The 25,887-nt window shown below is 40.1% G+C and carries 25 protein-coding genes, 4 tRNA genes and 1 riboswitch; of the genes, 8 read left to right on the top strand and 21 right to left on the bottom strand.

The window, feature by feature from the left end; genetic code table 11:
- From ACF8D3_RS15830 to ACF8D3_RS15740, 19 genes are all read right to left on the bottom strand, one after another.
- A partial coding sequence (locus tag ACF8D3_RS15830) for a GTP-binding protein (protein WP_392471164.1) occupies positions 1 to 578 on the bottom strand: 578 nt, incomplete at its 3' end.
- A gap of 164 nt (positions 579 to 742) precedes the next feature.
- Positions 743 to 817: transfer RNA gene (locus tag ACF8D3_RS15825), tRNA-Thr, on the bottom strand.
- A gap of 13 nt (positions 818 to 830) precedes the next feature.
- Positions 831 to 906 (bottom strand) — tRNA-Gly (locus tag ACF8D3_RS15820).
- Positions 907 to 941: 35 nt separating this feature from the next.
- Positions 942 to 1,025: transfer RNA gene (locus ACF8D3_RS15815), tRNA-Tyr, on the bottom strand.
- 54 nt (positions 1,026 to 1,079) lie between these two features.
- Positions 1,080 to 1,155: transfer RNA gene (locus tag ACF8D3_RS15810), tRNA-Thr, on the bottom strand.
- A gap of 99 nt (positions 1,156 to 1,254) precedes the next feature.
- Positions 1,255 to 2,748, bottom strand: coding sequence for an anthranilate synthase component I (trpE, locus tag ACF8D3_RS15805; protein ID WP_392472349.1), 1,494 nt, complete (start codon positions 2,746 to 2,748; stop codon positions 1,255 to 1,257).
- A gap of 80 nt (positions 2,749 to 2,828) precedes the next feature.
- On the bottom strand, positions 2,829 to 3,521 hold the full coding sequence (locus ACF8D3_RS15800; protein WP_023013657.1) for a phosphoglycolate phosphatase: 693 nt from the start codon (positions 3,519 to 3,521) through the stop codon (positions 2,829 to 2,831).
- Positions 3,522 to 3,586: 65 nt separating this feature from the next.
- Positions 3,587 to 4,201: an FHA domain-containing protein gene (locus tag ACF8D3_RS15795; RefSeq protein ID WP_392472347.1), complete on the bottom strand. Its 615-nt coding sequence runs from the start codon at positions 4,199 to 4,201 to the stop codon at positions 3,587 to 3,589.
- Between the two features lie 63 nt (positions 4,202 to 4,264).
- Positions 4,265 to 6,529 (bottom strand): type II secretion system secretin GspD, encoded by a 2,265-nt coding sequence (gspD, locus tag ACF8D3_RS15790; RefSeq protein WP_392472346.1) that lies wholly within the window; start codon positions 6,527 to 6,529, stop codon positions 4,265 to 4,267.
- Between the two features lie 41 nt (positions 6,530 to 6,570).
- Positions 6,571 to 7,419 (bottom strand): type II secretion system protein N, encoded by an 849-nt coding sequence (locus ACF8D3_RS15785; protein WP_392472344.1) that lies wholly within the window; start codon positions 7,417 to 7,419, stop codon positions 6,571 to 6,573.
- A complete protein-coding gene (gspN, locus tag ACF8D3_RS15780) occupies positions 7,419 to 8,162 on the bottom strand; it encodes a type II secretion system protein N (protein WP_392472341.1) in 744 nt (247 codons plus the stop codon). Before gspN ends, ACF8D3_RS15785 begins: the two co-directional genes overlap by 1 nt.
- Positions 8,163 to 8,340: 178 nt before the next feature.
- Positions 8,341 to 8,667 (bottom strand): H-NS family nucleoid-associated regulatory protein, encoded by a 327-nt coding sequence (locus tag ACF8D3_RS15775; RefSeq protein WP_004876396.1) that lies wholly within the window; start codon positions 8,665 to 8,667, stop codon positions 8,341 to 8,343.
- Positions 8,668 to 9,054: 387 nt separating this feature from the next.
- Positions 9,055 to 9,492, bottom strand: a complete 438-nt coding sequence (locus tag ACF8D3_RS15770; RefSeq protein WP_004876395.1) for a thioesterase family protein — start codon at positions 9,490 to 9,492, stop codon at positions 9,055 to 9,057.
- 8 nt (positions 9,493 to 9,500) lie between these two features.
- Complete coding sequence (locus tag ACF8D3_RS15765; RefSeq protein WP_392472338.1) at positions 9,501 to 10,694, bottom strand: heme biosynthesis protein HemY; 1,194 nt, start codon at positions 10,692 to 10,694, stop codon at positions 9,501 to 9,503.
- Between the two features lie 6 nt (positions 10,695 to 10,700).
- On the bottom strand, positions 10,701 to 11,531 hold the full coding sequence (locus ACF8D3_RS15760; protein ID WP_023013653.1) for a hypothetical protein: 831 nt from the start codon (positions 11,529 to 11,531) through the stop codon (positions 10,701 to 10,703).
- Positions 11,528 to 12,304 carry a uroporphyrinogen-III synthase gene (locus ACF8D3_RS15755; RefSeq protein WP_392472336.1) on the bottom strand — a complete coding sequence of 259 codons (777 nt, stop codon included), beginning with the start codon at positions 12,302 to 12,304 and terminating at the stop codon, positions 11,528 to 11,530. The genes ACF8D3_RS15760 and ACF8D3_RS15755 overlap by 4 nt, the downstream gene beginning before the upstream one ends.
- On the bottom strand, positions 12,304 to 13,221 hold the full coding sequence (gene hemC, locus ACF8D3_RS15750; RefSeq protein ID WP_392472335.1) for a hydroxymethylbilane synthase: 918 nt from the start codon (positions 13,219 to 13,221) through the stop codon (positions 12,304 to 12,306). The genes ACF8D3_RS15755 and hemC overlap by 1 nt, the downstream gene beginning before the upstream one ends.
- A gap of 110 nt (positions 13,222 to 13,331) precedes the next feature.
- Positions 13,332 to 14,072 (bottom strand): LytTR family DNA-binding domain-containing protein, encoded by a 741-nt coding sequence (locus ACF8D3_RS15745; RefSeq protein ID WP_007480181.1) that lies wholly within the window; start codon positions 14,070 to 14,072, stop codon positions 13,332 to 13,334.
- A gap of 57 nt (positions 14,073 to 14,129) precedes the next feature.
- Complete coding sequence (locus ACF8D3_RS15740) at positions 14,130 to 15,272, bottom strand: sensor histidine kinase (protein ID WP_392472333.1); 1,143 nt, start codon at positions 15,270 to 15,272, stop codon at positions 14,130 to 14,132.
- Between ACF8D3_RS15740 and argH the strand changes: the two genes are divergently transcribed.
- A complete protein-coding gene (gene argH / locus ACF8D3_RS15735; protein ID WP_007480183.1) occupies positions 15,263 to 16,696 on the top strand; it encodes an argininosuccinate lyase in 1,434 nt (477 codons plus the stop codon). The two genes, ACF8D3_RS15740 and argH, sit on opposite strands and share 10 nt — an antisense overlap.
- Before the next feature lie 9 nt (positions 16,697 to 16,705).
- On the top strand, positions 16,706 to 16,978 hold the full coding sequence (locus ACF8D3_RS15730; protein WP_392472331.1) for an oxidative damage protection protein: 273 nt from the start codon (positions 16,706 to 16,708) through the stop codon (positions 16,976 to 16,978).
- A gap of 295 nt (positions 16,979 to 17,273) precedes the next feature.
- On the opposite strand, the gene phoU is transcribed toward ACF8D3_RS15730, so the two are convergent.
- The gene (phoU, locus tag ACF8D3_RS15725; RefSeq protein ID WP_004876380.1) at positions 17,274 to 17,996 is read right to left on the bottom strand and encodes a phosphate signaling complex protein PhoU; all 723 of its coding nucleotides are present in this window, start codon (positions 17,994 to 17,996) and stop codon (positions 17,274 to 17,276) included.
- Between the two features lie 297 nt (positions 17,997 to 18,293).
- Between phoU and ACF8D3_RS15720 the strand changes: the two genes are divergently transcribed.
- The 6 genes from ACF8D3_RS15720 (at position 18,294) to gluQRS (ending at position 24,647) form a co-directional block, all read left to right on the top strand.
- Positions 18,294 to 19,253 (top strand): hypothetical protein, encoded by a 960-nt coding sequence (locus ACF8D3_RS15720; protein WP_392472329.1) that lies wholly within the window; start codon positions 18,294 to 18,296, stop codon positions 19,251 to 19,253.
- 45 nt (positions 19,254 to 19,298) lie between these two features.
- Positions 19,299 to 19,432, top strand: a riboswitch (TPP riboswitch).
- Positions 19,433 to 19,517: 85 nt separating this feature from the next.
- Entirely contained in the window at positions 19,518 to 21,413 is a 1,896-nt protein-coding gene (gene thiC / locus ACF8D3_RS15715) for a phosphomethylpyrimidine synthase ThiC (RefSeq protein ID WP_007480185.1), read from the top strand.
- 75 nt (positions 21,414 to 21,488) lie between these two features.
- Complete coding sequence (locus ACF8D3_RS15710; protein WP_004876374.1) at positions 21,489 to 22,100, top strand: NUDIX domain-containing protein; 612 nt, start codon at positions 21,489 to 21,491, stop codon at positions 22,098 to 22,100.
- A gap of 21 nt (positions 22,101 to 22,121) precedes the next feature.
- Positions 22,122 to 22,937, top strand: a complete 816-nt coding sequence (gene cpdA / locus ACF8D3_RS15705) for a 3',5'-cyclic-AMP phosphodiesterase (protein WP_004876370.1) — start codon at positions 22,122 to 22,124, stop codon at positions 22,935 to 22,937.
- A gap of 189 nt (positions 22,938 to 23,126) precedes the next feature.
- Complete coding sequence (gene dksA / locus ACF8D3_RS15700) at positions 23,127 to 23,660, top strand: RNA polymerase-binding protein DksA (protein WP_061397006.1); 534 nt, start codon at positions 23,127 to 23,129, stop codon at positions 23,658 to 23,660.
- A 123-nt stretch (positions 23,661 to 23,783) separates the two neighbouring features.
- The gene (gene gluQRS, locus ACF8D3_RS15695) at positions 23,784 to 24,647 is read left to right on the top strand and encodes a tRNA glutamyl-Q(34) synthetase GluQRS (RefSeq protein WP_392472326.1); all 864 of its coding nucleotides are present in this window, start codon (positions 23,784 to 23,786) and stop codon (positions 24,645 to 24,647) included.
- 45 nt (positions 24,648 to 24,692) lie between these two features.
- Here gluQRS and ftsW read toward each other — a convergent pair whose 3' ends face one another.
- Complete coding sequence (gene ftsW, locus ACF8D3_RS15690; RefSeq protein WP_004876364.1) at positions 24,693 to 25,886, bottom strand: putative lipid II flippase FtsW; 1,194 nt, start codon at positions 25,884 to 25,886, stop codon at positions 24,693 to 24,695.
- Position 25,887: the final 1 nt, after the last annotated feature.

The following is a 25,887-nucleotide window of genomic DNA, read 5'->3' as shown; positions in this document are numbered from 1 at the left end:
GCAAGAACTGAAGACTCACCATATTGACCAGCGTCGCCATTAAGCGCAGCAAGAGCAGAACCACGGATAACTGGAGTGTCATCACCTGGGAAGTCATAAGTAGAAAGAAGTTCACGAACTTCCATTTCTACTAATTCAAGTAATTCTTCATCATCAACAAGGTCACACTTGTTAAGGAATACAAGAATGTAAGGTACACCAACCTGACGAGAAAGAAGGATGTGTTCACGAGTTTGTGGCATTGGACCATCCGTCGCAGCACATACAAGGATCGCGCCGTCCATCTGAGCAGCACCAGTAATCATGTTTTTAACATAATCGGCGTGACCCGGGCAGTCTACGTGAGCGTAGTGACGAGTTGGAGAATCGTATTCTACGTGTGAAGTATTAATTGTAATACCACGTGCTTTTTCTTCTGGTGCAGAGTCGATAGCTGCGTAATCTTTAGCTTCACCGCCGTAAGTTTTTGCACAGATCGTTGCAATCGCAGCAGTTAAAGTTGTTTTACCATGGTCAACGTGACCAATTGTACCCACGTTTACGTGTGGTTTATTACGTTCAAACTTAGCCTTAGCCATTTGATTTTCCTCGTTTACGTCGACACCAGTTTAGAGAAAAACAACCCTGAAAAACCTTCTTTATCGACATTTGCCTAAAAAACTAGACACCTAATACTTGAAAAGCAGACTATAAAAGCCTGCTTCTTTAAAATTTTGTAGAAAACTCTACTAAGCTGTATATCTGGAGCTCTTATCGAGATTTGAACTCGAGACCTCTCCCTTACCAAGGGAGTGCTCTACCACTGAGCTATAAGAGCGATTATCCTTCGATGGAGCGGGAGACGAGGATCGAACTCGCGACATGCAGCTTGGAAGGCTGCCACTCTACCAACTGAGTTACTCCCGCACGACATTGGTATTAACCACTTCATTCGAAGTTAATGGTGGTGGGAGAAGGATTCGAACCTTCGAAGCTTTCGCAACAGAGTTACAGTCTGCCCCCTTTGGCCGCTCGGGAATCCCACCACGTCGCACTTATTTCAGCGCTTTCCTTTACTACTCACACAGTACACTTTAAGATGGTGCCGGCACACGGATTCGAACTGTGGACCTACTGATTACAAGTCAGTTGCTCTACCAACTGAGCTATGCCGGCTCTTTCTTAGCGTTTCGTACGTTTCGTATCGGAACGGTGTGCAGTTTAGCAAAACTCTGAATCGATGCAAGTGGTTTTTTCAAAAAAAACCTTAAAAACTCATAAAATCAACCCGTTTGACGATAATTCAACCGCTTTGATCACTGCACGAGCTTTTATTTGGGTCTCATTCCACTCTGATTCAGGATTTGAGTCTGCAACCAGTCCCGCACCAGCTTGCACATAGACTTTATTTTCACGAATAACACAGGTTCGAATCGCAATAGACATATCCATTTCACCATGCCAGCCCAGATATCCAACTGCACCACCAAAAACACCGCGTTTTACAGGCTCAACTTCGTCAATAATTTCCATGGCACGAATTTTTGGCGCGCCTGAAAGTGTTCCTGCTGGGAACGTTGCTTTAAATACATCTAAAGCATCAACATCATCTCGAACTTCACCTTGCACATTTGACACAATATGCATGACATGCGAATAACGCTCTATGACCATTCGGTCCGTTACTTGAACCTTACCAATCTTTGAAACACGCCCAACATCATTACGACCAAGATCAATCAACATGAGATGCTCAGCAATTTCTTTTTCGTCTGCCAGTAAATCTTGCTCTAAAGCAAGATCTTCTTCTTTGGTCTTACCACGAGGTCGTGTTCCAGCCAATGGACGAACTGTTGCAATACCATTCTCTAAACGAGATAAAATCTCAGGCGATGAACCTACAATATGAAAAGGCTTTTGATCAGTAATGGTCTGCCCTTGTACAAGGAATAAATAAGGTGATGGATTTAAATGACGCAAAGCACGATAAACCTGCAAGGCCTCTCCATCAAAATCAGACACCATACGTTGCCCAGGCACCACCTGCATTACATCACCAGCACGAATGTATTCTTTTACCTTTTCAACAGTCTGAAGAAACTTCTCGCGCCCCGTAATTGACTCAAAGTTCGGCTTGGTATGTGGCTTAGCTTGTAAACTCACTGGGATTGCAAGCAATTGCTCAAGTTGATCTAATTTAGTCTGAGCTTGATCATACGCGTTTGGCTGTTTAGCATCCGCATGATGAATTAAAAACAAGGTATCTTTTAAATTATCAAATACGATAACTGTTTGAGACAACATTAACCATAAATCAGGTAGTGTTACAGGATCCGCAGTTGGAACATTTTTGAGTTTTGGCTCAATATAACGAACAGCGTCATAGCCCAAATACCCTACCAAACCACCAGTAAAACTCGGCAAATCTGGAATTTCTTTTTGAGTCGGTACTTTAAACTGGCTTTGAAATTCACGGATATACTGAAACGGGTCAGCACACGGCTGTTCTGTTACCGAGCCATCTGCCTGCTGAATCGTTAAAACCCCAGCATTACATGAAAAAACGGTCGATTCACCCAAACCAATCATGGAGTAACGCGCCCAGTTTTCACCACCCTCTACAGATTCAAATAAATAGGCTTGTTTCTGTTCTTTAAAACGAGCAAATACTGAAAGCGGCGTTTCTGTATCCGCCAAACGCTGGCGATAAACAGGAATCGTATTGAAGCCAGCCGATTTCAGCTGTTCGAATTGTACTTGTGAAGTCATGAATATTCTCTATGGTTAAGTTTCTTTGCGTTTTCGTTCGATCTTGCTTTAATTTCGCCATCGAAAAACCATAACCAAGCTCATGCCTTTCTCCTTATTTGATCTTCTTCAACCAATTCAAATAAACTATCAACAACTTGTTGTGGCTGACAATCATAGATGTTTTCACCATGATTATAGCCATAGCTAACCACAATACAATCAATACCTGCACGTCTAGCCGCTTCCACGTCATTACTGGAATCACCTACCATTAATGTGCCTGCCTTATCAACATTTTGCTGCTGCATACAATGTAATAAAGGCAACGGATGTGGTTTGCGCTCTGGCAAAGTATCACCACCAACCACCATTTCAAAAAAAGAAGAGAGCTTTAAGCTTTCTAAGATTCCCTCAGCCAAGTGCTCAGGCTTGTTAGTCACACATGCCATTAAAATATTATGGCTTTGACAGTACTCCAAGAAAGCTAAGACACCATCATAAATTGTGGTATTTACACATAGCTCACGTGCATAAACATCCAAGAAAGTATCGAGTAATTTTTTCTGCTTTTGTGCATCAACTTGACCAAACAAATGCTCAAGCACTGTTTCGCATAATTTTGCTGCGCCTTTACCAACCCACTCTCGAACTTGTAATTCAGTCACCAAAGGCCATCCTAGTTGTTCCAAGCTGAGATTCATTGATCGATATAAATCAGCAGCTGAATCAACTAGAGTTCCATCCAAATCAAATAAAATTAGATCGCGATGTTGTAACTGTGCAACAGACATATTTTCACTCAAAAACAAAAGGCACGCTCAAATAGCATGCCTTTGATTGTAAAAGCTTAGATCGATTATTTAAAGAACAACCATGCAATCACAGCTAAAATCACCAACACAATAATTGAAATTAAGCCTACAGAAGCATTTTGCTGTTCTTTTTCTTGTTCAACACGAGAAACTGGCTCTTCAATCACAACTGGTTGTTGCTCAGGCGCAGTGACTTTGACATCCACACCCTCTGGAATTGGTGCTGGTTTTGGTATTGTCACTTGTTGTGGCATACCATCTCGAGCAATAGAAGTTTCTGCAGCGCGTTCTGCAATACTAGGCATTCCTTGATCGTGTGCCGAAGATGATACAGGCTCAGCTTCAATTTCAGGCAAATCTGCAACACTTACTGGGGCAAGAACAGAAAACATAAAGCTTGCAAATTGAACAATATCACCATCATTCAATTCTGTCTCTTGCTCAATTTTTAGATCATTGATAAATGTTCCATTAGAAGAATTCAGATCTTGCACCCAAAGCTGCTGATCTTTCAGCAACAATGCAGCATGTCGACGTGATATATCTGCCGATTGCAGCAGCAAATCAGCATCTTGATGGCGCCCAACCAACATATCACGTTCAACACTAATTTCTTGCCCCGTAAATTCACCTGTAATGGCTTGTAATTTCCAAGTCATAGATGCATATCCTTATATAATTTCTTGCAATTGTAACATTGTCGCATAAGGTCTTCTGTGCATCTACTGTGAAGATGCTGGGCGAATCGTTGTTGTTGTCACCGTATTTTTACTGCGTTCAGTTTCCTTTACAGGAAGTGCAACTGATTTTTGCTGTACAACAGGTCTATCTTCCGCTACAGGTGTTGAAACAGCGCCAGATTGATTTTGCTGAGTTGCTGTTGGAACTTTCTGATAAGGAGAACTATTCGTTGCCACAGGTTGTTGGCGATAAATATCATTCACATTTTCTGGTAATTTTGCAAAGTTACCATTTTTATCCATTGCCAACTGCAAGCTATAAAGTTGATTATAACGTTGTTGAGAAATACGTCGAACATCATCCGCATCGCCTACGATGGTAGGATGGATAAAAACAAGTAAATTGCGTTTCTCATTCGTCTTGCTATCCGCTCTAAACAATCGACCTAAGTAAGGAATATCACTAAGAACTGGGACACCTTGTCGAGATTGGACCGTATTATCGGAAATCAAACCACCAAGCACAACGGTCTGCCCATGATCTGCTAGAACTGCTGTTTTAATTGCTCGCTTACTGGTGACCAAATCAGTTGCTTGTCCACGACTTTCTTGAACCGCAGAAACCTCTTGCTCTACCTCTAAACGAACCGATCCACCTTCACCAATATGAGGAACAACTTTTAAAGTAACCCCCACATCTTTACGTTCAACAGTCGTATAAGGGTTCACACCAGTACTATTCGTCGTCACAGAACCTGTAACAAAAGGAACGTTTTGACCAACAACAATGTACGCTTCTTCATTATCCATCGTTACAATCGATGGTGTAGAAAGCAGATTAGACTTGGTATTGCTTTTTAACGCTTGGATGAGCGCACCGTACAATTTACGCGAACCATCTGCGCCTTCTTTATAATCACCTAACGCAATGGATGACCCCGCACCAACAGCTGAACCTAAACCGGCTGCACCACCAGTTAGATAACCCGCAGCTAACTTAGATAAACTTGACCCGACATTGGTAAAATTAATAAGGCCTACACCACTACTAATATCACCTAATGCCCATTGAACCCCTAATTGATCCGCATCATCACCAGCCACTTCAATAATTGCAGCCTCAATCAAAACTTGTTGACGACGAATATCCAACTGTTGAATAGCCGCTTCTATTTCTCGCATTAACTGAGGATCAGCCTTCACTACCAAAGCATTTTGAGTACTATCCGCAATAATACTCACTCCACCACCATTAAAGCTTGTGACACCACCATTTTGATTGTTGTTTGAACCACCATTTAGATTAATCGACGGTGTTGAAATAGAAGATGATGAGCCCGTTGAAGAACTAGAGTTTTGATTATTCGAAATCAGATTGTTAATTGAGTTACTAGAAGAGGAATTACCACTATTTGATGATGACGATGAAACTGACTGTCCTGTTACTAGGCCTTGTAAAATTTCAGCTAAATTTTTCGCACTCGCATATTTTAAACGGAAGACCTTGAGTCCACCTAAACGATCAGCCGAAGGAACATCCAACATTTCAATCATGTGACGTAAACGTTTACGTGAGTTTGGGTCACCTTTAATCAAAATACGGTTGGTACGGTTATCCGCGATCACACGTACACGTGAACCGATAAAATCTTTTGAAGCACCTGTTGCACTCATTGTTTCCAATAAGCCAATAATTTCCTCAGCCTGACTCGATTGCAAAGTAATCGCTTCAATATCATTTTGACCAGTGCCGTCTAGATTACGCACAATACTTTCAAGCTGATAGATATTGGTTGCACGATCTGAAACAATTAATGCATTAGTTCCAGCCACAGCAGCTAAATGTGCAAATTGTGGCATCAAAGGACGTAATGCAGGAATCAAATCATTCGGATTGGTATTTTCTAACCAAATGACACGCGTAACGATTTGATCACCACCCGCTCGACTGCGCGCATCGTACGGAATCCCCGAATTTTTTGCATTGCTGTCAGGGACAAGCTTAACCGTATTTCCAGAAGGGAGTGCCACCACACCATTGACATTCAACACCCCTAAAAAAAGATCATAAACTTCATCTTTATTTAAAGGCTTGTTTGAAATAACCGTGACATTTCCGCGTACGCGTGGATCAACCGCAAAGTTTTTACCCGTAATGTCAGCCACTTCATTAATAAATGCCGTCAAATCCGCATCACGTAGATTAATCTTCCATGTCTGTGCTTGCACATTGGTACTGATTGTCGCAACTAAAGGCGCTGCAGCAAGTAATGCCCAAAGTGGACGTTGATGATTCAATAAAGCCATAACCTGCACTTATTCCTAACTTATGTGGTGACGTTCCATCACTAAAAACTTTGTTGTATGGTCATCACTTGATCACCACGTTTTATTTCTATTTTGGCATGTCCTTCACGACGCACTTGCTCTAGTAATTGTACGTCACTGAGTCCTTGCCCTACTGTTTGACCGTTGATCGATAGAATACGATCACCTGAACGTAAACCCAAAGTGTTTTTTAAACTGATTGGTGTACGATCTGATATTTCATAGCCATCTGCACCACCACCGCTCACACCCATATTTTTTAAGTATTGTTCACGGTTTTCCTGCATTTGTTGGATGGCCTGACCTAAAGCAGATTGCGGTGTATTTTGCGTAGCTTGCTGAGGTGCAGAAGAAGGTGGTGCTGCATTATTCGTACCACCTAATACTGGCGCGATTGGTTGGTATAACCCTTTATCTAAGCCTTTAAATTTCACTTCACGCGTTGCGCCATTACCTTGTCTCAAGATCACATGATCCCAGTAGACCTCAGCCAACTGATAAGACGTCGAACCAACTGTTTCGCCTACACGATAGCGCTCTGCAATATCATTTAACTTAATTACCGCCGAAGACAAATAACTTGGATAACCAAGTAACACACCTTGTAACTCTAAATTGGCATTATCATCCGCTGAGGTTGTTGCAGGTTCGTTAAATAAAGCAAAAGAACTAATATTTGGGACTTGAGCTTGCTGCGAACCTAATTGCACTCGATCAAACTGCATCGGTTGTGGTGGTACGATCACCCACCAAAATAATGATGCGAGTTTCCAACATAACCATAAAATTAATAATGCGAGAACCAAACCACTTAACTTATCTAATTTCTGCAAACGTATCTGTTGCATTTTTTGAGTGATGACTTTCATTAGAAACCACCCTGCAATAACGGTTGGCGTGAGCTGACCACATAAGTGTCTAAACCCGCTTTACCTTGATAGGATGGAATATTAAGAAGCATTCGCTGGGTAAGTTGTACGTCCAACATTAAGCCAGCATCTAAACTGAGATTTGCCATTTTTTGGCTACGTTGATCACGAACATCTATTTGTAATTGTCCGTTTTCATCTTTCATTTCAGCAACTAAAGAAGGCATATTCATACGATCTTGGCGCTGACCGAATGTATAAGTCAATGCACCACCGCCCCAATTTAGCTGCCCTTCAGTTGCACTGAATCCTTTTTCTTTTTGATAATTCAACTGCACATCTTTTAACTGAATCGCATTTTCTGGCCATTGCCAGTTAGCGAAGTATTTTAAGGTTTCCGGTGAAATTTCACCTTGTAAATCCTTAATCATGATTTTTTGGCCTAGACCATAGCCAAAAACCCCATTGAATTGAGTATTGCCACTATGAATATCAAGATGAGCACCGAGGCGTAGTAACAGCAAATCTAAAGGGCGTGTTTTCCAATGAACAGAACCACTCAATTGACCACGTTGCCAATCTGCCTGCCCTTGCCAAATGTTACCGCTGACATTATGTAATATTTGATTATTTTTTGAAAATTTCGCAATTAACCATGTCGCTGGAATCTGTAAAATAATAAAAATTAAAAATGCAAAAATGGCGAAAATCCACCATCTCCATTGCTTGGTCTTTTTTTTCATTCAACCCTTACCAACATGCAAAATATCATCCGTGTTGAGACACTCGCTCTATAAATGACATTATGCATACTTTTTCAACATCGCCAATTCTCTCATATAAAAAAACCAAGCTTTTTAAGCCTGGCTTTTAATGAAGGATAAAATCATCGTATGACAAAACGATGACTTTCAAACTTGATTAGATTAAGAAATCTTCAAGTTTTGCACCTTTTTCTAATTCTGCAACTAACCAGCGTGGTTGCTTACCACGACCAGTCCAAGTTTCTTCAGTATTATTTTTATTGCGATAACGTGGCTCTACAGCTTTACGTGTTGTTTTTTTACGCTTTTGCTCGCCAACTTCCAGTAACTCTTCTACGCTAAAGCCAACTTTTTCAGCAATCGCGATAATTTGATTATAAGCATCTTCGATTGCCTGATCTTTTTTACTCGCAATTAAAGCTTCTGCTTCTGCTTGTAAACGCTTTAGATCTTCAACAGACAAATCACTAATATCTGGTTTCATTAGAACCACTCCAACTCAAAAAGGGGATATATCACTCAAAAATAAAAAATGAATTAAAAATTCAATTCAATATTAATTTATATACAATTAAATAATCAATATTAAAATAGTCGACTTAATCACAAGACCTCAATAAATCAGCTTATATTTACAATAAAGCTAAGAAAAATCCTAAATTTAAGTCAAAATATTTAATCAAACTTAAGAACTATAATAAAAAAATTTAACACTTGGTTATTATAAATATTAATTGAATCTTAATTTTTATGAAATATTTTACCTATTGGATAATTTATACAGTTACTATAATTTCTATTGACCATCAATAACAACTGTATAAATCTTCGCAATAAAATACCAAAATAGACATAATAGTCTTTATAATTATTAATGGGATACTAGATTATGCCCAGCATTAGATTCGAGTTGAATAATCTTATTTCGGATTGAATCAGGAATATTAACTTTCTTTGAGTCATGCTTCGTCACACAGACAAGTACAGCTTCTCCTGTAGCAACTACTTGGTTTTGTGCTTTGCTCCATAAGACATAATGCATACGAAAAGCACTATTCCTTAATTCCTCAATTCTCGCACCAATATGCAGCACATCTGGATAAAATACAGGACTTAAGTATTTACACTGACTAGATGCAACAACCGTCAATATATCTTGATCGAATATATTTAAAGCCATTAAATAAGCAATTCGGGCACTCTCAATATAACGATAATACTGTACATTATTTACATGTCCAAAAGCATCCATATCACCCCAAGCAACGGTTTGTTCATGAACGATAGGATAGACAGACAACTCTTTCATATTTACACTCATATCTTAAAATTAAGAAAATTAACATCATTTTCAAAGATTAAATTCAACTGTCTGATTAAATCAGGGTTGTCATCCAGAGTTGATTTAATCCGTAGATAACTCATTAGAATATTATCTGGATATAAAGCCAATAGCTGTTCTGCCTCAGATTTACGCTCAGTTGCCATATAAACATGCCATTTCGCAAATGTTAGCATCGGGACACTGGTATATTTTTGTTCAAGCTGAAGAATACGCTGCTCAACATAGGGATAATCTGGAATTTGCTTTAATAACTGCTGCTGGAACCAAAGATAAAAGACTTCTGGGTCAAAATGCTCTTGCAATAAATGTAAAGCCAGATCAGCATGCTGAAGCCCCATTTCTGGCATACGTGCCAACAGTTTTAGCCATAATACTTTACTGCTGTATGGACGAAGCTGAATCTCTGATTGCAATGCCAAATAACGCTGTTGTAGCAGTGCTAAGTCATCCACTGAAGCCTGTTCAAACTGAATTAAGAGTTGCTGCAACCACAAGTCACGATGCTCTGCATCTAATAAACCATGCTGTGTTGTCTGCAAAAATATCCAAGGTTTTTGTAAGGCTAATTTCCCCCATAATGCAGTCATCCGCTGTTGATATGCATTTTCAATCTCGGTCAACCAAGGCGAAAGTTGGTGCTGAGATAAAAATTCGAGATGTGTCAGCGCTTTTTCAGTTTCTAGCCGTTCTAAAAAAATATCTATTCGTAACAATTCAGCCAATTCAAATGCCATCGGTGCTGATTTATCTAAACTTTGTAAGGCAGTATCAAAATCGCCATTTCTATAATCGAACTGTGCATCAATAATATTACTCAGCAAGCCTGACTGAGCAAAAACGCGCTCAATAAAGACTTGTTGATCTTTAGCCGCATCTAACAGCCAAACAATACCCAATTGCTCATAAGGGTGAAGTTCTTTGAAATTTAAAACAGTCTCTTTTTTGCGCTGCTCTCTTACAAAGTAACGTTTACCAAACAACCATCCCAATTGCACCAACAAACTAATCACGATAAAGAGCGCAATCAGCCCCAAAGCACTACTTTGAAATTGCCAATCTCGCCAATAGATATAAACATAACCATTTCCGTAACCAAAACTCAGTACCGCAAAAGCTGCAAATATCAACAATGTTGCAAATAAATAGATCAGCAATAAATGTTTCATCGTTAATTATCCAAGCAAACCAAGTGTTGTAAGTTTTGGTGCAGGTACAGTAGGTAAATTTGAAATTTTTTCCAATTTCATTTTCATTTGCTGGCTATCTCGATCAGGCAGATTTGCCAATATCTGCATCACCTCTAAAATTGATTTTCGATATTCAGACATCTGATTGTGATGTAAAGCTTGAGATGCTAGCAATAAACGTAGCTGAGCTTCTTTTAAGATAATTGAACGGTTAATTAAATCTGGTGCGGCACGTTGCACTTTTTCAAAACTAAACCATTTCCACCAAGCCCGATTTTCACTTTTTACCTTTTGTACGGTTGGATTATCAATCTCGGCTTGTAAACGCTGATCCAGTTGCTGCAATAAGTTATCTAGCTGCTGCTGTTGCTGAGTTTGAGCTAAAACATACTGCTGAATGGCAAGACGATCTTGCTCTATCGCTTTCATTAAACTTTGTTGTAAAGCAGGAGCCACATTGTATTGAACGATTTGTTGTTGTAGTTGGTTGAGGTGCTCTAACGCATAAATAAACTGTTGTTGATCAATAGCAAACTGAACCAACTCTAAATGTTGCTTAATTAAAATAACAGGTGCAACGCCCACCATCATCATCGGAGGTGGAATACTATTTTCAACAGGTTCTGCAGCGCGTCCACTCTGCACTTGGCGCTGTAAAGCTACAAATTGATCATTGAGTAAGGAATAACGTTGCTCAGTTTGGGCAAGTTGCTGTTGTAATTCAGGTGTTGTTTGAGAATATTGCGCGACATCATAACTAAGTTTTGCTAACCACAATAAACTTAGCAATAGAATCAAATAAACAATTTTTCTCATACCTTTCCTTGCCAGCAACGCATACGGTGAATAATCTCTGATGCAGATAACTTTTCAAGCTGAATAATGTTACTTGCTTGATTTAACAATGCTTGTGAATGTGTTAATAACTGTGTCAGTCGCTCACCAAGTGTCAAATAGATCCACTCTGCTTCTACTTGATTTTGTGAGGTTAATTGTTGCCAATTGTTCCAACTGGCTTCACTACTAATCAACACAGCAACCTGCTGATGAGATTCAATATTTTTTAAAATTGTAGGAATTTTTAGGACACTTAATTCAGGACACTGACGGCGATAAAGCACAAAATTGAGAACAGAAACCCCTTGTTGCTGTAATTGCTGCATCATGAATTGCCGCCCACCTAAACCACGCCAAAAAGCAATCTGTTTGAGCTGATCTTGTTGCTTTAAAATTGGTAAATCCAGCATGCCTTCAGAACTTTCTACCTCAGGAACGAGGCTTTCTATTTTAAATTTTGCCAATGCCTGTGCGGTTGCTTGCCCCACAGCAATCCACCGAATATGTGTTAACTGCACCAAATCAATGTTTGCTTGTTGCAGATATCGCATTCCAACCTCAACGGCTGTAGGACTCACCACAACAATCACTTGAGTTTGTTCAAGCTGCTGATAGAGCTGCTGCAACTCGATAGAAAATGGCACAGCTGTCAGTTCAAGCAATGGTAATGTTTCAACCTGATACCCCGCATCAACAAGAGCCTCTGTTAATGTAGAGGCTCTATCTTGTGGGCGAGTATTGATAAATAACATTAATAAAGCGCTTTGAGCAGTTCACCAGCGCCTTGCTCTAATAATCGTTGTGCGAGCTGAACACCCAATTTTTCAGCATTTTCCGCTGTGCCATCTAACTGTTCTTTCAGTAGCGTTTTACCATCAACACTGCCCACACGCCCTTCAATTTGCAAATGATTGTTCTGCAAAGTCGCATAACCTGCGATTGGAACTTGGCATCCACCTTCTAAATAGGCATTGAATGCGCGTTCAGCACGCACACAAATCGAGGTTTCTTCGTGTTGTAAAGGTTGGATAAGCTTTAATAATTCATCATCATTTGTACGGCATTCTAAACCCAATGCACCTTGTCCCACTGCAGGTAAGCTCACACCTGGCGCTAAACAATGACGGATACGATCTTCTAAGCCCAAACGCTTTAAACCTGCGCTTGCTAAAATAATCGCATCATACAGACCATCATCTAGTTTCGATAAACGTGTGCCAACATTCCCACGCAGATCAATAATCTCTAAATCAGGACGTTGCTGTAAAATCTGACATTTACGGCGCAAACTTGAAGTCCCAACTTTGGCACCTTGCGGTAATTCATCAAAATGCGGATATTGGTTTGATACAAAAGCATCTAAGGGATCTTCACGCTCGCAGATCACTGCCAAACTTAAACCTTCAGGCAAGTGCATCGGCACGTCTTTCATCGAGTGTACAGCCAAATCAGCACGCCCATCGAGTAAAGCAGCCTCTAGCTCTTTTACAAATAAACCCTTGCCGCCAATTTTAGCCAAGGGCGTATCAAGAATCTTGTCACCCTGCGTCACAAACTTAACCAATTCAACCGTTAAATCTGGATAAAGCGCATTTAAACGAGAACGAATATGCTCGGCCTGCCAAAGAGCAAGTGGGCTTTGTCGAGTTGCAATTTTTAGGGTTTTCATAAATCTAAGTTAAGTATTGATCAAAGCAATTGTTCCAAACTTAACTTGCTCATCTAAAATTGCAAGCAAAAAATCACAAAGTGTGCGCTATCCTACAGAAAACTGCCTGATTACAACTGATGCATACACTCTCGTAGACTTGGTAAGTGGCGACGACTCACCGACAAGCGCTCATCAAGTTCCCGCAAGCGCACTTGATATTGTCCCGCAGCAACCAACTCCAGTCCTTCCAAATAATCTAAAGAAACGAGTGCATTACGATGAATCCGAATAAAACGATCCGAAAATTCAAGCTCTAAGTCTTTTAACGTCTCATCAATTAATACGCTGCCATTTTTATGGCGAACCGTAACGTATTTTTGATCAGCAAGAAAATAATAAACATTTTCCAGTGGAATGAGTTCGACCCCGCGATAAGTTTTCGCAGCAATTTGATGGCGTTGGGCTTTGGTATCGTACATATCGTCTTGTTGTTGTAAACCAGTCATTTGTGCTTGTGTTAATTGAGTTAAATTATTAAAAACCTGCTGTAAGTCTTGTTGTGCAACAGGTTTAAGCAAATATCCTTGTGCTTGAAATTTAAATGCTTCTAATGCATGTTGATCATATGCAGTGCAAAAAATAATTGCTGGACGCGGATTTAAACGGCTGAGTTGTTCAGCACATTCCAAACCATTCATTCCTGGCATTTGAATATCTAATAAAACGACATCGGGCGAGTCGTTTTCAATATGATTTAACACATCCTGCCCATGATGCGCCGTCGCAATCACTTCATGCCCCATTTGGGTCACTAAACGTGACAAACGCTCTACTGCGAGAGGTTCATCATCAGCAATCAGAACTTTCATCCTCTCCTCCTTGTCACCGTTAACTTCATCCATATTTTTTATGGTTAACTCGACTTATTATTTTACTCGATAGTGGTAACTCACCACAGTCGTATATAAGGACGCTCCCCCATAGACCTGAAACTTCACCGACCGCCCATAATAAGCTTTCAAGCGTTGTTCCACATTTTCTATCGCAATACCATTCCCTTTTCTCGATTTTATTTTATCGTGAGAATAAGGGTTAGTAATGACTATACTGACTTGATTTTGCAATATTTCAACCAATACGCTGATTGTAGATGGCTGCAAAACCGATTCCACCCCATGAAAAATACTATTCTCTAGCAAAGGTTGCAACGTTAATAATGGAATCGTCACACGTTTTAATTCAATTGGTGTCGCTTGTATGTTCCATTCTACATTTAAACGCTCACCCAAACGCATTTTTTCTATACTTAAATACTGCTGACAGAGGTCAATTTCCTCATCCAAACTCACCAATTTCAATTCTTGAAAACTCGCTCTAAATAACCGCGACAAATTGATTAGCATATTTTCGGCTTTATCAGGATCAATCGCGATCAAACTCACCACGCTATTTAAACTATTAAATAAAAAATGTGGATGGATTCTAGCCTGCATTGCCTGAATACGCGCATTCAGCTCACTATACTGCTGGTTAAGCCATTGTTCCCGCATATATAAATAGCGCAAACAGAATGCACCTAGCAAGACTCCATAGCCCAAATGCAAGCTCGCGCCATGAAACAGAATTTCTTCAGAGAACTGAGTCGAACGTGTCGCCCAAAATTGAATAATATTCACCGCACAAGTGGTAAATAACACAATCATCTGAAGTAAAAGAAAACCAAGTGTTAATGCAACTTTCTGGCTAAATTTAGCAAAAAATTCTTGGAAATAATCCACAAGTGCAGAAAAAGATAAAATCACCCAGTTAATAAAAAACATGAATTGTAAAAATCGAAGCCATTCTAATGCTTCCCACGAGCGTGCTTCTGCAAGAGCTAAAACCATCGCTAAAACGTTACTTGCAACAATTAATTCTAATAAGTGTTGCCATTGGCCAATTTTCGTAAAAAAATAAGACCCTGATGAATTCATCTGACGAGATTGCGATAACTTCTTACGTCGAGTTTCGGCAACTGCGTTTGGATTTGCTATACTCTTTTTTATTTTACTGAGCCACCATGACCACATCTTCTCAATCCTCATCTTCAGCAAGCCCTAATCAAACCTCTGGTATGTGGGGCGGTCGCTTCTCTGAAGCAACAGATGCTTTTGTTGCAGAATTTACAGCATCTGTGCAATTTGACCAACGTTTTTATAAACAAGATATTGCTGGTTCAATTGCACATGCAACGATGCTCGCTAAAGTCGGTGTACTTACTGAAGCTGAACGTGATGATATCATTCAAGGTTTAACGACGATTAAAGCAGAAATTGAAGCGGGTAACTTTGAATGGCGCATTGACCTAGAAGACGTGCACATGAACATTGAGTCGCGTCTGACTCAACGTATTGGCATTACAGGTAAAAAACTCCACACAGGCCGTAGCCGCAATGACCAAGTTGCAACAGATATTCGCTTATATCTACGTGATGAAATTGATGACATTTTAGGTTTGCTACTACGTCTACAAAAAGGCCTTCTCAGCTTAGCAAGCCAAAATACCAATACCATCATGCCTGGTTTTACGCATTTACAAACAGCTCAGCCTGTAACTTTTGGTCATCACTTATTAGCTTGGTTTGAAATGTTGGTACGTGATACTGAGCGCTTACAAGACTGTCGCAAACGTGTCAATCGTATGCCTCTCGGCTCAGCAGCTTTGGCAGGCACAACCTACCCGATTGATCGCGCCTATACTGCAGAACTTTTAGGCTTTGAAGCTGTTTCAGAAAACTCATTAGATGCAGTTTCTGACCGCGACTTTGCAATTGAATTTAATGCAGCAGCGTCGTTAATCATGATGCATTTATCACGTATGTCTGAAGAGCTCATTTTATGGACTTCAGCACAGTTCAAATTCATCAACATTCCTGATCGTTTCTGTACTGGCTCATCAATCATGCCACAGAAGAAAAATCCAGATGTTCCTGAGTTAGTACGTGGTAAATCTGGTCGTGTTTTTGGTGATTTAATTAGCTTACTGACACTCATGAAAGGTCAGCCTTTGGCGTATAACAAAGATAACCAAGAAGACAAAGAGCCACTATTCGATGCGATTGATACTGTCCGTGGTTCATTGATGGCGTTTGCTGACATGGTGCCAGCATTAGTACCAAATATTGAAATTATGCGTGAAGCTGCATTACGTGGTTTCTCAACAGCAACAGACCTTGCTGACTATCTTGTGAAGAAAGGTGTTGCTTTCCGTGATGCACATGAAATCGTAGGTAAGGCAGTTGCACTCGGTGTTGCCGAAGAGAAAGATTTATCTGAATTAACACTTGAACAGCTTCAACAGTTCTCTGATCTCATTACAGCAGATGTGTTCGATAAAGCACTCACCTTAGAAGCTTCTGTGAATGCGCGTGATCACATCGGTGGCACTGCACCTAAACAAGTTGAAGCTGCAATCGCTCGTGCACACACTCGCCTAGAACAGCTATACGCTTAAGGATTTATGATGACTAGACAAATATTTTGCCGTAAGTATCAAAAAGAATTAGAGGGCTTAGACTTTGCACCTTTTCCAGGAGCAAAGGGTCAAGAGCTTTTTGAGACTGTATCGAAACAGGCTTGGCAGGAATGGTTAAAACACCAAACCACGCTCATCAATGAAAAACGCTTGAATGTGTTTGAACCTGATGCAAAAAAATTCCTTGAAGAGCAACGTGAGAAATTCTTCAACAATGATGAAAGCGTTGAGAAAGCAGAAGGTTGGACTGAGCAAAAATAAGCACTTAGTCTAATTCTATTGATAAAAAGAGAGCTGTGTTTCAGCTCTCTTTTTACGTGATATTTACACTAGTAATAAAGCATTACAGAGTATACACACTTGTCTACATGACACTTAAATCAACTCGATCTATATTTGTATCCAGAAAGACAAAGAGATACACCGATATCTCACGTAATGCATGATATTTCTCTCCCAGACTTTTCCCCCGAAGTCTGGGATTTTTTTATTTTAAATTGACCGATAAAAAAAGCCGCAGAATAATCTACGGCTCGATATTATTTTCATTTTCCAATTATTTTTGATTTACTTTCTGCTCAATCTCTTCAATGCTGGTATGACGAACATCCATCCCTTTCGCCATATAAATCACTTGCTCAGAAATATTACGAGCATGATCACCAACACGCTCAAGCGCACGCAACACCCACATCACATTCATCACACGCGAAATATGGCGAGGATCTTCAATCATATAAGTCATCAAGGTACGTGTTGCAGATTGATATTCACGGTCAATATCAGCATCTGCCATAACAACTTTGAGCGCTTGATCCACATCTAAACGAGCAAAAGCATCTAGTGCATCATGGATCATGACACGGACTTGGTTGCCAATATGACGCGTTTCCATATAACCACGAGGAGACTCGCCTTCCTCACAAAGGTTTTGTGCAATACGTGCAATTTTTGCAGCTTCATCGCCGATACGCTCTAAATCGGTATTGGCTTTGCTCATCGCAATCACCATACGCAAATCGATTGCAGCTGGATGACGACGTGCCAAAATTAAAGTCAAACCCTCATCAATATCACGTTCATATTGATTGACCGTATTATCTTTAAATTGAACATCAATTGCTAAATTTGCATCTGTATCGAGCAAAGAATGAATTGCATTGGCAACCTGCTGTTCAACCAATCCCCCCATTGTCATAAATTTAGTGTGCACAGCTTGTAAGTCTTCATTAAATTGTGAAGAAATATGGTGACTTAACACAGGATTACTTGGACTCACAGTATGCCTCCACTAGACACATGGAAAAATGATTGGTGATTAAAACATAATAATGATGAAAGTTTTATGACAATCAATCGCTAGATTTCATGTTTATAAACTTGTCATTATAATCACGTCAACACAACAATATAGAAATAGATAAAGAACTTTATGATGCGTATTTTCAACATATGTTTGTTATGCACCGTCTTCATCACAGGATGTCAGAAAACACCCCAAAATGCTATTGAAAACGAGCAGCAACAAAAACAACCTTCAGTTAAAACCAAGTCAGCAAATCATGAATGTCAAACTTTGAGCCAAAATCTTGAAAAGATTGGCCGTAGCAGCACCGTTGAATCACTCACTCAGGTCAATACTCAATTAAAGAAATGTATGACTCAAGCTGACAATACACAACAATTAAAATGGTTAGATGATTCAACAAAAATGTACAAACGTTTCTTGGATGCAGATACAGATGAGAAAAGTTTAGATGCGCTTTCAGAGTACTCATATAGCATTTTAGATAACGAAAATAATCATCCAGACCGTCGCACATCAACAATCCAAGTGGGCAGTCAGGAGCTATTTAAAAAATTAGCAAAGAGAGATCAATATTTACTCAAACATCAAGGTCAAGCCTATATTGAGTTTCAATATATTGGTGAAGGTGTTTTTGAATATCGAAGACAGCCTCAATATATCCTTGATATTTTCGCTCCCGCTTTACCCATAGACCAACAGCGCTTTGTCAAACAAATGGCAATGGATAACCAAGATATTCTCTACAATGATGCTGCATTAACTATTTCTTGGAATGAGTTAGTAAATCGAGCATTATTTTGGGAAAACTACTTAAAAAAATATCCAAACGCTAAATTCAAAACAGATGCTCAAAGTCTACTGGACGAGTATCGTTACCTGATCTTTCTAGGAGTAGACAACAGCCCTGTTTCGGATGAGTTTGCTCCAAATACATGGATTGATCCAGACGCCTTAGCCGCAATTAAAGCCTTAGCAAAACGAACAGACACCAACCTTGCTTCTACTGCACAAAAATTCTTGGATTTTATCGCGACACCAATAGAGCAGCGATCTGAGAAGTTTCAAATTGTCAGTGACTCAGACATTCATGAGGCTTCTGCAACAAGTGAGAGCCATGAAACACCGAATCCATATGAGCAATTAAAATCGTTATTGCAGCTTTCCTCACCTTGGGAAAAGGAGCGCCAAAAAGACTGTCACGTTGATGCGATTTGCATTCAAATTTGACGAGAATTAAACAAGCATTTTTTTTTAAATCTGCTAAGCTTTGGACATAGCTTGACGGAGCGCAGTTAACAAACTGCTGAGATTGTCTTAATACTGAGGTCACACTTCGGGATTTAAAGATGAGTACCGTTGAACCTGATCAGGTTAACACCTGCGTAGGAATCAAGCCCAACAAAAAACTTAGCCTTTATTTATCATAGAGATAAATCCGCCATTGTTTTTGGTCGTGCTTGATTCGTTAATGCCATACATAAGGATCATGCCATGAACCAATTAACGAATCTTTCCCCTGCTGATATTTCTGCTCAACATGAGCAAGACGCTAAAGATTTAACCCGTATATTACCTGCTTCGCGCAAAGTGTATGTTGAAGGTTCTCGCCCTGACATCCAAGTTCCGTTTCGTGAAATTAGTTTGACTGAAACACCCACAGGTTTAGGCGGTGAACATAATCCACCTGTGATGGTCTATGACACGTCTGGTGTCTATACTGACCCAAGCATCGAAATCGATCTCAATAAAGGCTTACCTTCTATACGCCAAACGTGGATCGAAGAACGTCAAGATACCGATGTACTGACAGGCTTAAGCTCTGAGTTTGGCCAAGCACGTTTAAAAGATATTCGTACCGCAGACATTCGCTTTGCACATATTCAAAACCCTCGCCGCGCCAAAGCTGGCAAGAATGTCACGCAAATGCACTATGCCAAACAAGGTATCATCACGCCTGAAATGGAATATATTGCGATTCGTGAAAATCAGCGTCAATCTGAAGGTGTTGATATGCGTCAACATGAAGGTCAAAACTTTGGTGCACAGAATCTAAAAGAGATTACGCCTGAATTTGTCCGTCAAGAAGTTGCTGCGGGTCGTGCCATCATTCCTGCCAATATTAACCATCCAGAATGTGAACCAATGATTATTGGTCGCAATTTCTTGGTCAAAATTAATGCCAATATTGGTAACTCAGCACTTGGCTCTTCGATTGATGAAGAAGTTTCTAAAATGACATGGGCAACCCGTTGGGGTGCCGACACTATTATGGATTTATCGACAGGCAAGAATATTCACGAAACACGTGAATGGATTATCCGCAACTCTCCAGTTCCAATTGGTACAGTTCCGATTTATCAAGCTTTAGAAAAAGTCGATGGCGTTGCTGAAGATCTCACATGGGAAATCTTTAAAGACACGTTGATTGAGCAAGCCGAGCAAGGCGTAGACTATTTTACGATCCATGCTGGCGTTTTACTTCGTTATGTACCAATGACCGCGAATCGCCTCACTGGCATCGTGTCTCGCGGTGGTTCAATCATGGCACAATGGTGCTTAGCGCATCATGAAGAAAACTTCCTCTACACGCATTTCGACGAAATTTGTGAAATCATGAAAGCTTATGATGTGTCATTTAGCTTAGGTGATGGGTTACGCCCTGGTTGTGTTCAAGATGCCAATGATGAAGCTCAATTTAGTGAACTTAAAACGCTGGGTGAATTGACACATCGTGCTTGGGAACATGATGTACAAGTGATGATCGAAGGCCCGGGACATGTGCCAATGCATATGATCAAAGAAAATATGGATCTACAACTTGAAGTCTGTAAAGAAGCGCCGTTCTATACGCTTGGACCACTCACTACAGATATCGCTCCGGGTTATGACCATATTACCTCTGCGATTGGTGCTGCGATGATTGGTTGGTATGGCACAGCGATGCTTTGCTATGTTACCCCGAAAGAGCATTTAGGTTTGCCAAATAAGAAAGATGTTAAAGATGGCATCATTACTTATAAAATTGCAGCTCATGCAGCCGACTTAGCCAAAGGTCATCCGGGTGCTCAAGTTCGTGACAATGCTTTATCTAAAGCACGTTTTGAATTCCGCTGGGATGACCAATTCAATCTGAGTTTAGACCCTGATACAGCACGCAGTATGCATGATGAAACACTTCCGAAAGAAGCACATAAATCAGCGCATTTCTGTTCAATGTGCGGACCTAAATTCTGCTCGATGAAAATCACACAAAATGTGCGAGACTATGCTCAAAATCAACACAATGCCAAGCAGTCAAATGATGCAGAAACAGATGTTGAAGCAGGTCTCAATGCCATGAAAACCGCTTATCAGGAACATGGTCAAAAACTGTACCACAAAGTGTAAATCGACTAAAAAAAGATTTTCCCGCGAATCATTCTCGGTTAGGATGAGATATGTACAATCTCATCCTGATTGAAGATGACCATTCTTGACCACGCCAGCTATTCAGCATCCGACGTTACGATAGAATCTCGAGAGTTTTTATTTCGAGGATTCATTCAAGTTGAGAAAGTGAATATTCGACATCGATTATTTAATCGCTCGGATTATTCACCTTTGATTCAACGTGAACTCGTACATCGTCCAGAAGCCGCTGGCGTTTTATTATATGATGATCAACAACAGCGCTTTGCATTGATAGAACAATTTCGTATTGGTGCGTTGAATGACGTTGAATCAGCATGGCAACTTGAAGTGATTGCTGGTGTACTTGATGGAGATGAATCTCCTGAAACATGTATTCGCCGTGAAAGTTTAGAAGAATCAGGTTGTGAAATAAAAGAATTACAACATTTATTTAGCTTCTACCCTTCTGCTGGCGCATGTTCAGAATTCTTTCATCTCTATGTGGCAGAAGTAGATCTACCTTTAACAGGTGGAATCTTTGGTATGCCAGATGAAGGCGAAAATATTCAACTTCATTTATTTGATTATTCTGAGTTAACACTCTTATTAAAAAACGGGCGTTTGAGAAATGCACCTGTGATCATGGCATTACAGTGGCTTGCTCAACATTTACAACAACGATAAAAATCTGAAGGGGGTAAGACTGTGACTTTTCAAGTCTCAACATTATCACAAAAAGATTTTGTGATGGTACAGATTACCGATACACACTTATTAGAGTATCCGCATTTGGAATTTGTCGGGATGCAACCTGAGCAAAGTTTCCGTGCAGTAATCGACTTGATGCGCCAACAGCACTCTGAAATTGACCTAATCGTCCATACTGGTGATTTAGCACAAAATCCAACACCCGTGACGTACCATCGTTATCTCGAACATATGAATACCTTGGGAATTCCATTTTTTCATACACCGGGAAATCATGACGATGTAGCCTATTTTCCATTTCATGAAACAGAACCGACCAAACCGACCGTTGTTGAAGTAGGTAACTGGCGCATCATTTTATTAAACAGCGCGCAACCAGAACGTATCGATGGGAAAATTGCAGACATTCAATTACAGCAACTCACTCAATTACTAACTGAGTTAAAAGATTGTTATGTGATTATTGCATGTCACCATCATCCGTTTGCAATGCAATCAGCTTGGATTGATCAACATAAACTCAAAAATTCTTCTGATTTATTAGAGACGATCGAGCCATTTAATAATGTTAAAGCAATTGTATGTGGGCATGTGCATCAGGATTCGATCAATACTTGGCAAGGCGTAGAATTCTTATCTACACCTTCGACATGCATCCAGTTTAAGCCAAAAAGTGACAAATTTGCTTTAGACGAAGAACATCCTGGTTATCGTTATATCCGACTTAAATCCAATGGTGAAATCGAAACTCAAGTCTATAGACTATCAAATTCGCAGCGGATGAGTAGTTCTGAAGTTTTAGGCTATGACTAAACTTTTGATTACAAATCACATCCTAGATTTCTCACGAAATCTAGACAGGAATGACTACCATCTTGCTCAAAAACTCTATATGATGTCGACCCTTGATGGAAAAAACCATCTTCGGTTTCTATAAAAACACTTGCATATCACCATATTTTTTGCGTATAGATAGTACGTGTATGATGAGGAATGCCCTATATGGCGAATGACAACCAAAATCAAGTCTTGGACGAACAGACAGCAGTGATCGACGATCACAAATCGACTGTAAAACGTGTACGCAAAACCAAACCAAAAGCTTCTGAAGGCGGTACAACTGCTAGCTTGTTTGGAATCGAACCTTATCAGCCGAAAAAAAATGAAGAATACATGTCTGATGGACAACTTGAGCATTTCCGCCAAATCCTAAATGCATGGAAAGCTGAGTTAATGTCTGAAGTTGATCGCACATTGAATACAATGCAAGATGAATCAAGTGCACTACCTGATGTCAATGACCGAGCAACTCAAGAAGAAGAGTTTGCGATTGAGCTACGTACACGTGATCGTGAGCGCAAACTTATTCGTAAAATCGAACAATCTCTTGAAACAATTCAAAGCGGTGATTATGGTTTCTGCGAAACCTGTGGTATCGAAATTGGTTTGCGTCGCTTAGAAGCTCGACCAACAGCAACTCAATGTATCGATTGCAAAACTTTGGCTGAAATCAAAGAAAAGCAAAATAACGGTTAATAATCCCACCGGGCCTCCCTTTAAAATGGGAGGAGTACTGAAAATTTATAATGTTTGAGTACTCCCCTCCTTTATAAAGGAGGGGTCTGGGGGAGGATTAAAAAACACGACCATTCAATCTTTATGTCTTATATCGGACGATTTGCACCATCGCCAACTGGCCCTTTGCATTTTGGCTCGCTGCTAACAGCCGTTGCGAGTTATTGTGATGCTAAAGCCAACCATGGTAAATGGTTGGTTCGTATCGAAGATACAGACATCCCTCGTATTTATCCAAATAGTGAAATGCATATTCTATCTTGTATTGATGCATTTCAATTCGAACCAGATTCCGAAATTATTTTTCAAAAAGACCGTTTAGATATTTATGAGCAAGTGCTTGAACAACTCAAGCAAGCACAATTGATTTATGCCTGCCAATGTACACGTAAAATGCTTGGCTCAAATCATATTTATGTAGGTACATGCCGCAATCAAAATCTTCATTTTGAGCAGCAGGCCATTCGCCTAAAAGTATCAGATCAACTGATTTGTTTCGAGGATCGTTTACAAGCACAACAATGTTCAAACCTACAAAATGACTTAGGTGATTTTGTCTTGAAGCGACGCGATGGCATTATCAGCTATCAACTTGCCGTCGTTGTAGATGATTATCTACAAAAGATCACGCATGTCGTTCGTGGTGCAGATTTACTCGACAATACTGTTCGACAAATTTGGCTTGGGTCATTACTTGACTATCCCAAGTTAAGCTATATGCATCTCCCATTGGCAATGAATGGTCAAGGCCAAAAATTATCAAAGCAGAATCTCGCTCAAGCCTTAGACATCAATAAAGCATCTGAATTACTTAGTGCAGCAATTCTTGCCTTAGGTCAGTCTATGGTTGAGCTCGATCAACCTCGCATAATGCTACAACAAGCTATTCAACAATGGGATATAGAACGTATTCCCAAAGGCATTTATTTAAATGACATCTATCAATAAGCAATAAAAAAGCCCTGAATTCAGGGCTTTTTGAATTTAATGCGATTAGAAGTTTGATTCTTCTTTCACTGGATTCAACTCTTGCGTTGACGCATCAATTTTTAAAATCAGACTAATCATCGCAGCACACATCATCAGAGATGTACCACCATAACTAATGAATGGCAACGTTAAACCCTTAGTCGGCATTAAACCCATATTCATGCCCGCATTCACCAGAATTTGCAGTAAGAAAATAATGCTGATTCCATAAGCCAAATAACCTGCACGCAGGTAGTTATGTTGTAAGGCACGATGTCCGATGCGAATACAGCATGCCAACATAGTAAATGACAAAACCATCACTGTCGTTACGCCGAAGAATCCAAACTCCTCACCTAAAACAGCCAACATAAAGTCGGTATGTGCTTCAGGAAGGTAGGAAAGTTTTTGCACACTATGACCTAACCCCGTACCAAACCATTCACCACGACCAAATGCCATCAATGCATTGGATAACTGATATCCAACACCTAATGGGTCAGCCCAAGGGTTGGTAAATGAAATAAGACGCTGGAAACGGAAAGGCTCAAAGATAATCAGTGCACTAATCCCTGCAAGAATTGCACCAAGCATAATTAAGAACTGGGTTGCAGGCGCACCAGCCAAGAAGAATACACCCACCATCATCAAAACAATAACAACGGTTGCCCCTAAATCTGGCTCTGCCACAATAAAACCAACCGTAAGCGCCATCACGCCACTCAAACGCAGCAAGCCTTTCCAATGCGTTCTAACCTCTTTCGCACGGCGCACAACGTAATCTGCCGTGAAAATAGCCATAACGATTTTGGCGATTTCTGTCGGCTGCAAAGTAAAACCACCGACTTTAATCCAACGATGCGAACCATTAACCTCTGTGCCTACAACCAATACCGCCAATAACAGCACCATGGTAACTAGCCATAAAGGGAAGGCATTTTTAAACCAGATATTTAAAGAAACACGATACGTCAAAAAAGCAACGACAGCTGCAACAACAATTGAAATACCATGACGGATCAAGAAGTAAAATGGATTCTCATGGATATACTCTGCATAAGGCATAGATGCCGATGCCACCATGACAGAACCAAAACAAAGTAACGAAATCACACAAAAAATCAGAATATTGCGTGGTGTCATTTCAGCAGGAAGTTTAGGCAACCGATTAAATAATCTTGAAATCTTCTGCACTGTATTTTGGGCTAAATCAGCCATA

The organism is Acinetobacter sp. YQ_14 (genome assembly GCF_043102985.1).
GTDB classification, from domain to species: domain Bacteria; phylum Pseudomonadota; class Gammaproteobacteria; order Pseudomonadales; family Moraxellaceae; genus Acinetobacter; species Acinetobacter venetianus.
Note: the sequence above shows the minus strand (reverse complement) of the source record. Positions and strands in the feature narration are given on the sequence as shown.